General features: G+C 69.8%; 9 protein-coding genes, 2 tRNA genes and 1 pseudogene. 10 read left to right on the top strand and 2 right to left on the bottom strand.

Annotated elements, in window-relative coordinates:
* Positions 1-295: 295 nt before the first annotated feature.
* From gyrB to ACFWBW_RS05180, 6 genes are all read left to right on the top strand, one after another.
* A complete protein-coding gene (gene gyrB, locus ACFWBW_RS05205) occupies positions 296-2,353 on the top strand; it encodes a DNA topoisomerase (ATP-hydrolyzing) subunit B (RefSeq protein WP_385368545.1) in 2,058 nt (685 codons plus the stop codon).
* A gap of 40 nt (positions 2,354-2,393) precedes the next feature.
* Positions 2,394-5,009 (top strand): DNA gyrase subunit A, encoded by a 2,616-nt coding sequence (gene gyrA / locus ACFWBW_RS05200; RefSeq protein WP_385368543.1) that lies wholly within the window; start codon positions 2,394-2,396, stop codon positions 5,007-5,009.
* A gap of 2 nt (positions 5,010-5,011) precedes the next feature.
* Positions 5,012-5,653 carry a DUF3566 domain-containing protein gene (locus ACFWBW_RS05195; protein WP_385368541.1) on the top strand — a complete coding sequence of 214 codons (642 nt, stop codon included), beginning with the start codon at positions 5,012-5,014 and terminating at the stop codon, positions 5,651-5,653.
* 106 nt (positions 5,654-5,759) lie between these two features.
* Positions 5,760-5,833: transfer RNA gene (locus tag ACFWBW_RS05190), tRNA-Ile, on the top strand.
* A 145-nt stretch (positions 5,834-5,978) separates the two neighbouring features.
* Positions 5,979-6,113 carry a DLW-39 family protein gene (locus tag ACFWBW_RS05185; protein ID WP_208809277.1) on the top strand — a complete coding sequence of 45 codons (135 nt, stop codon included), beginning with the start codon at positions 5,979-5,981 and terminating at the stop codon, positions 6,111-6,113.
* Positions 6,114-6,237: 124 nt separating this feature from the next.
* On the top strand, positions 6,238-7,545 hold the full coding sequence (locus ACFWBW_RS05180) for a hypothetical protein (protein ID WP_385368539.1): 1,308 nt from the start codon (positions 6,238-6,240) through the stop codon (positions 7,543-7,545).
* Positions 7,546-7,553: 8 nt separating this feature from the next.
* Here ACFWBW_RS05180 and ACFWBW_RS05175 read toward each other — a convergent pair whose 3' ends face one another.
* Together ACFWBW_RS05175 and ACFWBW_RS05170 are read right to left on the bottom strand one after the other, a co-directional pair.
* Positions 7,554-8,912, bottom strand: a complete 1,359-nt coding sequence (locus ACFWBW_RS05175) for a protein kinase (RefSeq protein WP_385368537.1) — start codon at positions 8,910-8,912, stop codon at positions 7,554-7,556.
* 50 nt (positions 8,913-8,962) lie between these two features.
* Positions 8,963-9,514 carry a helix-turn-helix domain-containing protein gene (locus tag ACFWBW_RS05170; RefSeq protein ID WP_385368535.1) on the bottom strand — a complete coding sequence of 184 codons (552 nt, stop codon included), beginning with the start codon at positions 9,512-9,514 and terminating at the stop codon, positions 8,963-8,965.
* A 159-nt stretch (positions 9,515-9,673) separates the two neighbouring features.
* Here ACFWBW_RS05170 and ACFWBW_RS05165 point away from each other — a divergent pair.
* From ACFWBW_RS05165 to ACFWBW_RS05150, 4 genes and pseudogenes are all read left to right on the top strand, one after another.
* Positions 9,674-9,746 (top strand) — tRNA-Ala (locus tag ACFWBW_RS05165).
* Between the two features lie 112 nt (positions 9,747-9,858).
* Positions 9,859-11,877: pseudogene (locus ACFWBW_RS05160) on the top strand (glycine--tRNA ligase subunit alpha); the annotation flags it as partial.
* Between the two features lie 115 nt (positions 11,878-11,992).
* Positions 11,993-12,865: a glycine--tRNA ligase subunit beta gene (locus ACFWBW_RS05155; RefSeq protein WP_385368533.1), complete on the top strand. Its 873-nt coding sequence runs from the start codon at positions 11,993-11,995 to the stop codon at positions 12,863-12,865.
* A gap of 134 nt (positions 12,866-12,999) precedes the next feature.
* Positions 13,000-13,818, top strand: coding sequence for an isocitrate lyase/phosphoenolpyruvate mutase family protein (locus ACFWBW_RS05150; RefSeq protein WP_385368531.1), 819 nt, complete (start codon positions 13,000-13,002; stop codon positions 13,816-13,818).
* Positions 13,819-13,920: the final 102 nt, after the last annotated feature.

Genomic DNA, 13,920 nt, shown 5'->3' with positions numbered 1-13,920 from the left:
GGCTGTGCGGGTGGTGTCCCTCACGGTAGCGAGAGGTTGACAGCCCGAAGCGCTCAATGCCCGTGTGAGCCTCTTTGAGCCCCTCCCCGGATATGGGGAGTCGGAGAGAGGAGTTTCCGGGCGGCACATGCGGACTCAGGTACCGGCAAACGCCCATTCATGGGGGTGATACCGGTAGACTGAACGAGAATCCCGCGCACGCGCGGGATCCAGTCGAGTAAAGCTGACCACCGCTGACAACGCAGATCGACGCAGCCGCTCCCGCTTGCATGCATGCCGGCCCGGAGTACGGCCTGTGCTGTGCCAGAAAGGGCGCTTCGTGGCCGATTCCGGCAACCCCAACGACAACCAGTCCACAGTCGGCCAGAACGGCGAGGTCACGTCCTCGTACGACGCCAGTGCCATCCAGGTCCTCGAGGGCTTGGACGCGGTCCGCAAGCGGCCCGGCATGTACATCGGCTCGACCGGTGAGCGCGGGCTCCACCACCTCGTCTACGAAGTGGTCGACAACTCCGTCGACGAGGCCCTGGCAGGGCACGCGGACACCATCGACGTGACGATCCTCGCCGACGGCGGCGTGCGCGTGGTCGACAACGGTCGCGGCATCCCGGTCGGCATCGTGCCGTCCGAGGGGAAGCCGGCCGTCGAGGTCGTGCTGACGGTCCTGCACGCGGGCGGCAAGTTCGGCGGCGGCGGCTACGCCGTCTCCGGCGGCCTGCACGGCGTCGGCGTCTCCGTCGTGAACGCCCTGTCGACCAAGGTCGCGGTCGAGGTCAAGACCGACGGTTACCGCTGGACCCAGGACTACAAGCTCGGTGTCCCGACGGCGGCCCTCGCCAAGAACGAGGAGACCTCCGAGACGGGCACCACGGTCACGTTCTGGGCCGACGGCGACATCTTCGAGACCACCGAGTACTCCTTCGAGACGCTCTCGCGCCGCTTCCAGGAGATGGCCTTCCTCAACAAGGGCCTGACCCTCTCGCTGACGGACGAGCGCGAGTCGGCGAAGGCCACGATGGGCGCGGACACCGCCGAGGAGACCGACGACCAGCAGGCGCGCACGGTCAAGTACCACTACGAGGGCGGCATCGTCGACTTCGTGAAGTACCTGAACGCGCGCAAGGGCGAGCTGATCCACCCGACCGTCATCGACGTCGAGGCCGAGGACAAGGAGCGCATGCTCTCGGTCGAGATCGCGATGCAGTGGAACTCGCAGTACACCGAGGGGGTCTACTCCTTCGCGAACACGATCCACACGCACGAGGGCGGTACCCACGAAGAGGGCTTCCGCGCGGCGATGACCGGCCTGGTCAACCGCTACGCGCGGGAGAAGAAGTTCCTCCGCGAGAAGGACGACAACCTCGCCGGCGAGGACATCCGCGAGGGTCTGACGGCGATCATCTCGGTGAAGCTGGGCGAGCCGCAGTTCGAGGGCCAGACGAAGACCAAGCTGGGCAACACGGAGGCGAAGACCTTCGTGCAGAAGGTCGTGCACGAGCACCTCAACGACTGGTTCGACCGCAACCCGAACGAGGCCGCGGACATCATCCGCAAGTCGATCCAGGCGGCCACGGCGCGCGTCGCGGCCCGCAAGGCCCGTGACCTCACCCGTCGCAAGGGTCTGCTGGAGTCGGCCTCGCTGCCGGGCAAGCTGTCGGACTGCCAGTCCAACGACCCGACCAAGTGCGAGATCTTCATCGTCGAGGGCGACTCGGCCGGCGGCTCCGCCAAGTCCGGCCGGAACCCGATGTACCAGGCCATCCTGCCGATCCGAGGCAAGATCCTGAACGTCGAGAAGGCCCGCATCGACAAGATCCTCCAGAACACCGAGGTCCAGGCGCTGATCAGTGCCTTCGGCACGGGTGTGCACGAGGACTTCGACATCGAGAAGCTCCGCTACCACAAGATCATCTTGATGGCGGACGCCGACGTCGACGGCCAGCACATCAACACCCTGCTGCTGACCTTCCTGTTCCGCTTCATGCGGCCGCTGGTCGAGGCCGGTCACGTGTACCTGTCGCGTCCGCCGCTGTACAAGATCAAGTGGGGCCGCGACGACTTCGAGTACGCGTACTCGGACCGCGAGCGCGACGCCCTGGTCGAGCTCGGCAAGCAGAACGGCAAGCGGATCAAGGAAGACTCGATCCAGCGCTTCAAGGGTCTGGGCGAGATGAACGCCGAGGAACTGCGCATCACCACCATGGACATCGACCACCGCGTGCTCGGCCAGGTGACCCTGGACGACGCCGCGCAGGCCGACGACCTGTTCTCGGTGCTGATGGGCGAGGACGTCGAAGCCCGGCGCTCGTTCATCCAGCGCAACGCCAAGGACGTTCGCTTCCTCGACATCTGAGTCGGCTCAGCTGACCGCCTGAAAGGATCTTTGACCAGCAATGGCCGACGAAACCACGCCCACCGCCGCTGAATCCGCCGAGGAGCAGCCCGTCGTACGCATCGAGCCCGTCGGGCTCGAGACGGAGATGCAGCGCTCCTACCTCGACTACGCGATGTCCGTCATCGTCTCCCGCGCGCTGCCCGACGTACGGGACGGCCTCAAGCCGGTCCACCGTCGTGTGCTGTACGCGATGTACGACGGCGGCTACCGGCCCGAGAAGGGCTTCTACAAGTGCGCCCGCGTCGTCGGTGACGTCATGGGCACGTACCACCCGCACGGTGACTCCTCGATCTACGACGCCCTGGTCCGCCTGGCCCAGCCGTGGTCGCTGCGCATGCCGCTCGTGGACTCCAACGGCAACTTCGGCTCCCCGGGCAACGACCCGGCGGCCGCGATGCGCTACACCGAGTGCAAGCTCATGCCGCTGGCCATGGAGATGCTCCGCGACATCGACGAGGAGACCGTCGACTTCAAGGACAACTACGACGGCCGCAACCAGGAGCCCACCGTCCTGCCGGCGCGGTTCCCGAACCTGCTGATCAACGGCTCCGCGGGCATCGCGGTCGGCATGGCCACCAACATCCCGCCGCACAACCTGCGCGAGGTCGCGGCCGGCGCCCAGTGGGCGCTGGAGCACCCGGAGGCCTCGCACGAGGAGCTCCAGGACGCGCTCATCGAGCGGATCAAGGGCCCGGACTTCCCGTCCGGCGCCCTGGTCGTGGGCCGCAAGGGCATCGAGGAGGCGTACCGGACCGGTCGCGGCTCCATCACGATGCGCGCGGTGGTCGAGGTCGAGGAGATCCAGAACCGCCAGTGCCTGGTGGTCACGGAGCTTCCGTACCAGACCAACCCCGACAACCTGGCGCAGAAGATCGCCGACCTGGTCAAGGACGGCAAGGTCGGCGGCATCGCCGACGTCCGCGACGAGACCTCGTCCCGGACCGGCCAGCGCCTGGTGATCGTCCTCAAGCGCGACGCCGTCGCCAAGGTCGTGCTGAACAACCTCTACAAGCACACCGACCTGCAGACGAACTTCGGCGCGAACATGCTGGCGCTGGTGGACGGCGTGCCGCGCACGCTGTCGATCGACGCCTTCATCCGCCACTGGGTGACGCACCAGATCGAGGTCATCGTCCGGCGCACGAAGTTCCGCCTGCGCAAGGCGGAGGAGCGCGCCCACATCCTGCGCGGTCTGCTCAAGGCGCTGGACGCGATCGACGAGGTCATCGCGCTGATCCGGCGCAGCAACACGGTCGAGATCGCCCGCGAGGGCCTGATGGGCCTGCTGTCGATCGACGAGATCCAGGCGAACGCGATCCTGGAGATGCAGCTCCGCCGCCTCGCGGCCCTGGAGCGGCAGAAGATCGTCGCCGAGCACGACGAGCTCCAGGCGAAGATCAACGAGTACAACGCGATCCTGGCCTCCGAGGAGCGTCAGCGTCAGATCGTCAGCGAGGAACTGGCGGCCATCGTCGAGAAGTTCGGCGACGACCGGCGTTCCAAGCTGGTGCCCTTCGACGGCGACATGTCCATGGAGGACCTGATCGCCGAAGAGGACATCGTCGTCACGATCACCCACGGCGGGTACGTCAAGCGCACCAAGACCGAGGACTACCGCTCGCAGAAGCGCGGCGGCAAGGGCGTGCGCGGCACGAAGCTGAAGCAGGACGACCTCGTCGACCACTTCTTCGTGTCCACCACGCACCACTGGCTGCTGTTCTTCACGAACAAGGGGCGGGTCTACCGCTCGAAGGCGTACGAGCTCCCGGACGCCGGCCGTGACGCCCGCGGGCAGCACGTGGCGAACCTGCTGGCCTTCCAGCCGGACGAGAAGATCGCCCAGATCCTCGCGATCCGCGACTACGAGATCGCCCCGTACCTGATCCTGGCCACCAAGGGCGGCCTGGTGAAGAAGACGGCGCTCAAGGACTACGACTCGCCCCGTTCGGGTGGCGTCATCGCGATCAACCTCCGGGAGACCGAGGACGGCAGCGACGACGAGCTGATCGGTGCCGAGCTGGTGTCCTCCGAGGACGACCTGCTGCTCATCAGCAAGAAGGCGCAGTCGATCCGCTTCACGGCGACCGACGACGCGCTGCGCCCGATGGGCCGCGCCACCTCGGGCGTGAAGGGCATGAGTTTCCGAGGAGGGGACGAGCTGCTCTCCATGAGCGTGGTCCGGCCGGGTACCTTCGTGTTCACCGCGACCGACGGCGGCTACGCCAAGCGGACGCCGGTGGAGGAGTACCGCGTCCAGGGCCGTGGTGGCCTGGGCATCAAGGCCGCGAAGATCGTGGAGGACCGCGGCTCGCTCGTCGGGGCGCTCGTGGTGGATGAAACGGACGAAATCCTCGCCATCACGCTCAGCGGTGGTGTGATTCGTACGCGCGTCAACGAAGTACGGGAGACCGGCCGTGACACCATGGGCGTCCAGCTGATCAACCTGGGTAAGCGCGATGCCGTCGTCGGCATCGCCCGCAACGCGGAGGCCGGTCAGGAAACTGACGAGGCCGACGACAGCGAGAACGAGATCGGGACCGACGCGGCTGTCGAAGGACAGGCCGCGGAGGCCGCCGAGGGCACGGAGCCCTCGGCTGGGGAGCACGAGGAGTGAGCGTGAGCGGAGCCACGGGCGCCGGACCGGCCAACACTGGAGCGAACGGTGCCCGTGGCTCCGCCGCGGACTCCCAGGGGGGAACCGTGACGGACACCCGAGGACCGCAGCCGCCTCAGTCGCCTCAGACTCAGGCGGGGGCAGGGGCCGGCCCTCAGCAGCCGTACCAGCCGCCGCAGGCGTACTCGGCGCCCCAGGGCCCCGGGGCGCCGCGGGGGGCGGGTGACACCGGTGCGCAGCGCAAGCCGCGCACGGGGGCCCGTATGGCGCCCAGGACGCGCAAGGCGCGGCTCCGGGTGGCCAAGGCCGACCCCTGGTCGGTGATGAAGGTCAGCTTCCTGCTGTCGATCGCGCTGGGCGTCTGCACGATCGTGGCGTCGGTGGTGCTGTGGATGGTCATGGACGCCATGGGCATCTTCTCCAGCGTCGGCGGCACGATCAGCGAGGCGACCGGCTCGAACGAGAGCAACGGCTTCGACCTCCAGAGCTTCCTGTCGCTGCCGCGCGTTCTGATCTTCACGTCGGTGATCGCGGTCATCGACGTGGTGCTCATGACGGCGCTGGCGACTCTGGGCGCGTTCATCTACAACCTGTCGGCGGGCTTCGTCGGCGGTGTGGAGCTGACGCTCGCCGAGGACGAGTAGGCCTCCGAGGACGGGGCGGATGACCTGCGCAGACGGGCCGCCGCTATCGATTTTGGAGTCACCGGGTCTGTGCGCTAACCTTCAGAAGTCAGCGCGCAGCGCGGATGGGGCTATAGCTCAGTTGGTTAGAGCGCATCCCTGATAAGGATGAGGCCACAGGTTCAAATCCTGTTAGCCCCACAGTGTCGAAGACCCTCAGGCCCATGGCCTGGGGGTCTTTGTCGTTGGGCCAGTTGGTGTGCTGGTAGGTCACCGATCGGTATCGGTCGGTGTGTATTGTTGGGCGCCAGAAGTCCCCTACGTCAACGAAAGACGAGGTCGCGCGGTGAAGAAGCTGCTCCTGGTCGCACTGGCCGCCATCGGCGGGCTCCTCGTGTACCGCCAGATCCAGGCGGACCGTGCGGAGCAGGACCTGTGGACGGAGGCAACCGACTCCGTGCCTTCTGGTTCCGGTGTGTGAGACCCGAGGTTGATCCCAGAGCCCCGACTGCCGCTGCGGTCGGGGCTTTGTGCTGCTCTGTGACGAAATATTGCGGTATGCAAAGAACTTGCTTGCGTTGGCAAACTCGGGGTGGGTGCGTGTGATGGGTGGGGTACGTCGGGTACGGACGACCGCTGCGGTGGCCGTGGCCGTCCTCGGGCTGGTCGCGGCGCTGCCGGGGGCCGCGGTCGCGGCGGGGACCCCGCAGCCGGTGCCCGCCTACCGGGGCGCGGACGGGGCGCAGGCGGTGGCGGGGAAGCCCTCCACGGCCGGAGCACCGGAGTTGAAGGCCGGGTCGGTCTACAAGGACTCGATGGCGCCGGGGGAGCGGTACTACCGGCTCAACCTCGACGACCGTTCGAGCGTGTACGTCTCCGCCGTGCTCCAGCCCCCGGGCAGCGCCAAGGTGAGCTACAGCGACGGCCTGGAGGTGGACGTCCTCAGCATCGAGAACCGCTCCTGCCAGAGCGGTCCGGGGCGCGCGTCCTTCGGCTACGACCCCGTGCCCATCAGCGCGGTGGGGGGCCGGATGATGCAGGAGGACGCCGACTGCCAGGGGGGCGGCACCTACTACGTCAAGGTCACGCGCGAGACGGCCAAGGACGGGGACCGGGCGGAGTGGCCCCTGGAGCTGCGGGTCCAGCGCGAGCCGAAGCTCGGCGGCAGCAACGCGCCCACCGCGGCCCCCAGCGTCTGGCCCTCGGCCTCCCCGACCCTGCCGGGCAGCGATCCGGCGCAGCGCGCCGGCGGGACCGGCTTCAACGACGCGCGGGCGCTGCGCACGGGGGTCTGGAGCGACGAGCTGCGGCCCGGCCAGACCCGCTACTACCGGGTGCCGCTCGACTGGGGGCAGCAGCTCGGGCTCGCCGCCGAACTCTCCGCCGGCAAGCTGACGAAGGACTCCGGGTACGCCCCGTCCGGGCTCACCGTCTCGCTGTACAGCCCGTACCGGTCCCTGATCGACGGTGAGGACGTCTCGTACGACGGGAAGCAGGCCGGGCTCACCCTGGCGCGGACACCGCCGGTGGCCTACGAGAACCGCTTCGCCTCCGACCGGAAGGTCGGCGCGGTCCGGGTGGCCGGCTGGTACTACATCGCGGTCACCATGGCCGGGAAGGTGGGGGAGTTCACCCAGGACGCGGTGCCCGTCCCGCTGACCCTGCGCACGCAGATCATCGGCGATCCGGGCAAGGCCCCGGCCTACGCGGAGGACCTCGCGGCCGGCGGGTTCGGCGTGGGCTCCGAGGACCGTACGGCGGCCGAGGAGGGCACCACGGCCGTGGAGGCCGATGCCGCCGCCGCCAACCGGTCGGTGATGCGGGTGGTCGCCAGTGCCGGCTTCGGTGCGGGGACGCTGCTGCTGCTCATCCTGGGCGGCTGGATCCTGCTGGCCCGGCGGCGGAGCTCCTGAAGCAGGCCCTACATCTGGGTCAGGGCCCAGATCCCGACGGCGAAGCACAGCACGGCGGCGAGCAGGATCCCGGCGGTGACCTTCGCGGGCGGGGGCGCGAGCGCGGTCGTACGGGGCGCGGCGGGGGGAGCCGGCTGCGTCGGGGGCTGCGCGTACGGATACGGGGCCGTCGGCATCGTCTGCATCGTCTGAGGAGCCTGCGGCGTCGGGGTGGCCGCGTGTACGGGCGGCGGGAGGTGGAAGCTGCCCGTCTCCGAGGGCCCGAAGACCCCGAGGGGAGTGGTGACGGGTGTGGGGGCGTCGGCGGGCTGCGCGGGCACGGAGACGGCCGGGGCCCCGTGGGGGGCCGTGGGCGGGGTCTCGTACGGAGCCTGGTACTGGGCTTGGTACCGGGCTTCGTGGGCGGCCCGGTGCTCGGTTCGGTGCGCGTCGGCGTCCCCGTCGGTGGCCGGCTGGGACGGGCGGGGTGCCTGGGGCCCTCGGGGCTCTTGGGGCGTGAAACCGGCGGGTACCGGGCCCAGTTGGTCGAATACCTCGACCACCCCGCCCGGATCCCCGTCCGGGCCGGGCGGCGGCAGCAGTTCCACGGCCTCGGCGAGGGCCCTGCGCGCCCCGGTGGCCGTCTGGAACCTGCTCCGGGGGTCCGGCTGGAGCAGGGCGGCCAGGACGTCCCACAGCGGCGCGGGAACGCCCTCGGGGGCATCGGGGGTGCCGTGGGCGAAGAACTGCTCCACGAGGGCCTGGGAGTCGGGCTTGGCGCCCTTGAGGAGGTAGAGGCCGACCAGTCCGACGGCGAACAGGTCGGCGGTGAAGTCGGGCTCGGAGCCGAGGAGTTGTTCGGGCGCGAGATAGCCCGGCGTGCCGACCACGTAGGCGGTCTCGGTCAGCCGGGGCTCGCCCTTGCGCATGGCGATGCCGAAGTCGGACAGCCGCAGGTGCGGCCGCCCGGTTCCAGTGGCCTCCATCAGGATGTTGGCCGGTTTGATGTCGCGGTGCACGACACCCTCCGCATGCACCGCCGCCAGCCCCGACAGGAGCTGGTCGAGCAGCGTGCACACGAACCGGGGCGGCAGGGCCCCGTAGTCCCCGATCACATGGGCGAGGGAGCCACCGGCGACGAGGTCCATGGTGAAGAGGACCTTGTCGTCGTCCGCCGCCCAGCTGGCCGGGGCCAGTACGTGCGGGTGATCGATCCGCAGCGCCTGCTCGCGGACGAACCGCAGCAGGGTGTGGGCATCGCTCTGCAGGAGGACCTTCGCTGCGACGTAACGGCGGCGCCGGTGGTCCCAGGCACGCCATACGGCGCCTGCGCCGCCACGCCCGATCGGGTCGATCAGTTCGTACCGGCCGGCGAAGATCTCACCCATTGCTGCGCCCGTCCCCCGTCGTCAGCTGTGTCTGTCGCGTGCGTTGCGTGTCAGTTCTGGTGCGCCTCGTAGTGCGCGACGGCGTCGGAGGTGCGGCCCGCTCCGTACACCCGGAGGAACTCTGCCAGTTCCGGGTGGGTCGGGGCGAGGGTGTCCGCCGCGTCGATGATGTCGCCGGCCGCGGAGACCGAGCGCAGCAGCGACTGGATCTCGCGCACGACGCGCTTGACGGTGGGTGCGCCGGAACCGGTGGCGGCCTGGCCGGTGCTGTTGCTGAGGACGGAACCTCCCTGGGTCTTCTTGATCTCGTCCATCCGGTCGGTGGCCTCTCCCGCGCTGACGCTCCCGTCGGCCACCTGGCCGGCGAGATCCTGGAGAGCCTGGACCCGCTGGACCACGGCGGGGTTGCCGATCTTGGCCCGCTGGCCGCTCATCAGCTGGGACAGCATCGGCGCCGACAGCCCGAGGACGGCAGCGAGGCGGGCCTGATTCAAACCGAGGTCATCTATGAGCCGGCGGAAGAGCGCGCCCAACGGCTCCCCGTACCAACTCCGCTGGAGTTCCCTGGCTCTGGCGGTCGCCTCTTGCTGTACTGCGTCCACTCTTACTACTCCCCTTCGCTGGTGCGAACCTCGCGAGCATCTTACGGAGAGTGGTCGCGGGGCGGGAGTCCCTATCATTTTGCGGGATGAGGGGGTACACCCGGTACTCTGTCCTACGGAACGGTCACTCGCCCGCGGGGGACCGGCACGTCCACATCCGGGGCCTTAGCTCAGTTGGTAGAGCGCTGCCTTTGCAAGGCAGATGTCAGGAGTTCGAATCTCCTAGGCTCCACATTCAGAAAGCCCCCTTGACCTGCGTAAACGCAGATCGAGGGGGCTTTTCTCGTACCGTTCGCTGGAACCAACGTGCTGCACCGACTCGGGAAACAGGCGATTCGATCACCATGAAGAACGGCCACACCGCGCTGACGATGCAGGAAGCGATACTCACCCTGCAGAAGTACTGGAGCGACAACGGCTGCATGATCACGCAGCCGTTGAACACGGAGGTGGGGGCCGGAACGGCCAACCCGTCCACGGCGCTGCGGGTCATCGGCCCCGAGCCCTGGAGCGTCGCCTACGTCGAGCCCAGCGTGCGGCCGGACGACTCGCGCTACGGCGAGAACCCGAACCGGCTCCAGATGCACACCCAGTTCCAGGTGATCCTCAAGCCCGACCCGGGCAATCCGCAGGAGCTGTACCTGGGCAGTCTCCAGGCGCTCGGCGTCGACCTGAGCGCGCACGACGTGCGGTTCGTGGAGGACAACTGGGCCTCGCCCGCGCTCGGTGCCTGGGGGCTGGGGTGGGAGGTCTGGCTGGACGGCATGGAGATCACCCAGTTCACCTACTTCCAGCAGGTCGGCGGGGTCACCCTGTCCCCGGTGTCGGTGGAGATCACCTACGGCCTCGAGCGCATCCTGATGAACCTTCAGGGCGTCTCCCACTTCAAGGACATCGTCTACGCGCCGGGCATCACCTACGGCGAGGTGTTCGGCCAGAACGAGTACGAGATGAGCCGCCACCACCTCGACGACGCCGACGTCGACACCCACCACAAGCTCTTCGAGGCGTACGCCTCCGAGGCCCGGCGCATGATCGACCTCGAGCTGCCCATCCCGGCCTATACGTACGTACTCAAGTGCAGCCACACCTTCAACGTGCTCGACGCCCGCGGCGCGCTCAGCACCACGGAGCGCGCCAAGGCCTTCTCCCTGATGCGCGGCCTCACGCACGAGTCGGCCAAGCTGTGGGGCCGGCGCCGCGCCGTACTGGAGTACCCGCTCGGAGTGGCGGCCGCGCCGGCCGCCGCCGTGCGGGCCGCGCTGCCCAGGGTGTCCAGCACCGAGACGCTGCTGTTCGAGATCGGCATGGAGGAACTGCCGTACGCCGATGTCCGCGCCACCACCGACGCGGTGCGCGAGGCGGTCACGGCCAAGCTCGCCGCCACCCGGCTGGGGCACGGCCCGATCACGGCCATGGCCACACCGCGCCGCATCGTGATCACGGTCGACGGAGTGGAGCCGTACGAGCCGGACACCGCCAAGACCGTGCGCGGCCCCAAGGCTGCCGCCGCCTACAAGGACGGCGTCCCCACCCCCGCCCTGCTGGGCTTCGCCCGTAGCCAGGGCGTCGACCCGGCGGACCTGAAGGTCCTCGACGTCAGCGGTGTCGAGTATGTCGTGCTCACCCGCGAAGAGCCGGGCCGCCCGGCGGTCGAGGTACTCAGCGACCTGCTGGCCGAGGTCGTGTCCGGGCTGCGCGCCGGCCGCAACATGCGGTGGAACGACCCGACGCTGTCCTTCTCCCGCCCGGTCCGCTGGCTGCTCGCCCTGCTCGGCAACACCCCGCTGCCGGTCGCCGTCTCCGCGCTGGCCTCGGGCACCACCACCCGGGTCCACCGCACGGCCCCGGACCCGGTCGTCCAGGTGGCGTCCGCGGAGGGCTACGCCCACTTCCTCAAGATGCACGGCATCCTGCTGGACCGCGAGGCCCGGCGCGACGCGGTGGTGCGCGGAGCCCACGAGTCGGCGGCCGAGGCCGGCGGATCCATCGATGTGGCCGGTGAGGCCGGACTGATCGACGAGATCACCGACATCGTGGAGTTCCCGCACCCGGTCCGGGGATCCTTCGACGAGAGCTACCTCGACCTTCCCGCGAGCGTCCTGACCACCGTCATGCGGGGGCACCAGCGCTACCTGCCGGTGCTGGACGCGGGCGGGCGGCTCATGCCCGCCTTCATCACCTTCGCCAACGGCACGTGCGACGACGACGTGGTGCGTTCGGGCAACGAGGCGGTGCTGCGCGCCCGTTACGAGGATGCCGCCTTCTTCTTCCGCGCCGACCTGAAGGTCTCCCCCCAGGAGCTCCGCGGCCGGCTGGACAAGCTGACCTTCGAGGACCGGCTCGGCACGGTCGCCGACCGCGCCGACCGCATCGCCGCCCTGGCCCTCGGGCTGGCCGCGAACGCGGGACTCGGCGAGGACGCGCGCCACGGTGCGCCGTGCCGGTGCGCTGGCGAAGTTCGACCTGGCTTCCCAGATGGTCGTCGAGTTCTCCGGCCTGGCCGGGGTGATGGCCGAGGAGTACGCACGCCGCGCCGGCGAGTCCGCGGAGGTCGCGCGCGCCCTCGCCGAGATGGAGCTTCCGCGTTCCGCAGGCGGCGCGCTGCCCGCCGGTGGCGCGGGCGCCGTACTGTCGCTCGCCGACCGGTTCGACCTGGTGACGGGCATGTTCGTGATCGGCGCCGCACCGACCGGCAGCTCCGATCCGTTCGGTGTGCGCAGGGCCGCCATCGGTCTGCTCAACGTGCTGCGGAGCACTCCCGCGCTGGCCGGCATCCACGTGAACGAGGCGCTTCGCGCGGCGGCTGACCGCTTCGCCGCCCAGGGCGTGGAGGTGCCCGCCGAGCGGCTCACGGAGGCCGCCGAGCTGATCACCCGCCGCTACGAGCAGCAGCTCACCGACGCCGGGCACGAGCACCGCCTGGTCCAGGCCGTCCTGGTGCGGGCCGATCGTCCCGCCCACGGCGACCGCACCCTGGCCACGCTGGAGCGCCACGTCGGCACCGAGGCGTTCGACGGGCTCACCGCCGCATTCCAGCGCGTGGTGCGCATCCTCCCCCCGGACGGCGCGGAAGCCGGCGCCGACGCGGTGGACCGTTCCCCGCTCACCGCTCCCGCCGAGCTGCGCCTCGCCGAGAGCGCGCAGGCCGTCCGTGAGGCCCTGACCGGCCGCGAGGACGACCTCGCCGCGCTGATCGAGGTCTCCGCCCCGCTGGTCGTCGCGATCAACGCCTTCTTCGACGACGTCCTGGTGATGGACCCCGACCCGGCGGTCCGCGCGGCCCGGCTGGCCCTGCTGGACGACGTGGCGCGACTGGCCCGCACGATCATCGACTGGCGCGCGCTGTAACCGGCGCCCGACAGCCCTGAGATGAGGCCCCCTGGCCGGCGGGAACGCCGGTCGGGGGGCCTTTTCGCGTTAGTCTCGGCCCCGTTGGGCGGTATGACGATCATTCACCAAGGTGGATGTTGAGGAGAGTTCGGATGACCGTGGAAGCGAAGACCACCGAGAAGGCCCTGCGGTTGAGGGAGTTGGGTGCGTCGCTGATCGTTCTCCCCAACGCCTGGGACGCGGGCAGTGCGGCGGTGATCGAGGCGGCCGGTGCGTCCGCGATCGCCACGACCAGTGGTGGTGTGGCCTGGTCGATCGGGCGTGGGGACGGGCAGCACGCGACGAGGGCGGAGATGCTGGCGGCGGCGGCGCGGATCGTGGCGGCCGTGGACGTCCCGGTCACCGTGGACATCGAGGGCGGCTACGAGGACGTCGCGGCCACCGTGCGCGAGGTGGTGGCGGTCGGCGCCGTCGGAATCAACCTGGAGGACTCGAAGGCGGCCGACGGGACGCTCCACACCGCCGCGGAGCAGGCCGAACGGATCCGCGCCGCCCGCGCGGCGGCCACCGGGGCCGGGCTGCCGGAGCTGGTGATCAACGCCCGTACCGATGTGTTCCTGTTCGGGATCGGTGAGGAGTCCGGTCGTCTCGGCGACGTACTGGCGCGGGTGGAGGCGTACGCCGCCGCCGGGGCCGACGGGATCTTCGTGCCGGGGCTGCTGGACCTGGACGCCCTGAGCGAGATCGCCCGGGGGTCGCTGCCGGTCAATGCCATGGCCGGGCCGGGTGGTCCGTCCGTGGCCGAGCTGGCGAAGGCCGGGGTGCGCCGGGTCAGTGTCGGTACCGGGGTGGCGCAGGCGGCGTACACGGCGGCCCGCGCCGCGGCGGTGGAGGTGCTGGAGCAGGGGACGTACGGGGCGCTCGAGGGCGCGGTCGACTACGGCACGCTCAACGGCCTCTTCGTGAAGTAGGGGGGCTGAAAGCAGGGGGCTGAAACGACTGTGGGCCGCTCCGGTGTGCGGAGCGGCCCACAGTCGTGCCCGCGGTCCTTTCGTCAGCCCGACCGCGTCCTG

Source organism: Streptomyces sp. NPDC059957 (assembly GCF_042730015.1).
Lineage (GTDB): Bacteria > Actinomycetota > Actinomycetes > Streptomycetales > Streptomycetaceae > Streptomyces.
The sequence above is the reverse complement of the archived record's forward strand: the minus strand, read 5'-3'. Positions and strand labels throughout refer to the sequence as shown.

Excerpts from the sequence above, each read along its gene's own strand:
- ACFWBW_RS05180 (WP_385368539.1), top strand. The coding sequence starts at position 6,238 with ATGGGTGGGGTACGTCGGGTACGGACGACCGCTGCGGTGGCCGTGGCC.
- ACFWBW_RS05155 (WP_385368533.1), top strand. The coding sequence starts at position 11,993 with ATGGTCGTCGAGTTCTCCGGCCTGGCCGGGGTGATGGCCGAGGAGTAC.
- ACFWBW_RS05150 (WP_385368531.1), top strand. The coding sequence starts at position 13,000 with ATGACCGTGGAAGCGAAGACCACCGAGAAGGCCCTGCGGTTGAGGGAG.
- ACFWBW_RS05175 (WP_385368537.1), bottom strand. The coding sequence starts at position 8,912 with ATGGGTGAGATCTTCGCCGGCCGGTACGAACTGATCGACCCGATCGGG.
- gyrA (WP_385368543.1), top strand. The coding sequence starts at position 2,394 with ATGGCCGACGAAACCACGCCCACCGCCGCTGAATCCGCCGAGGAGCAG.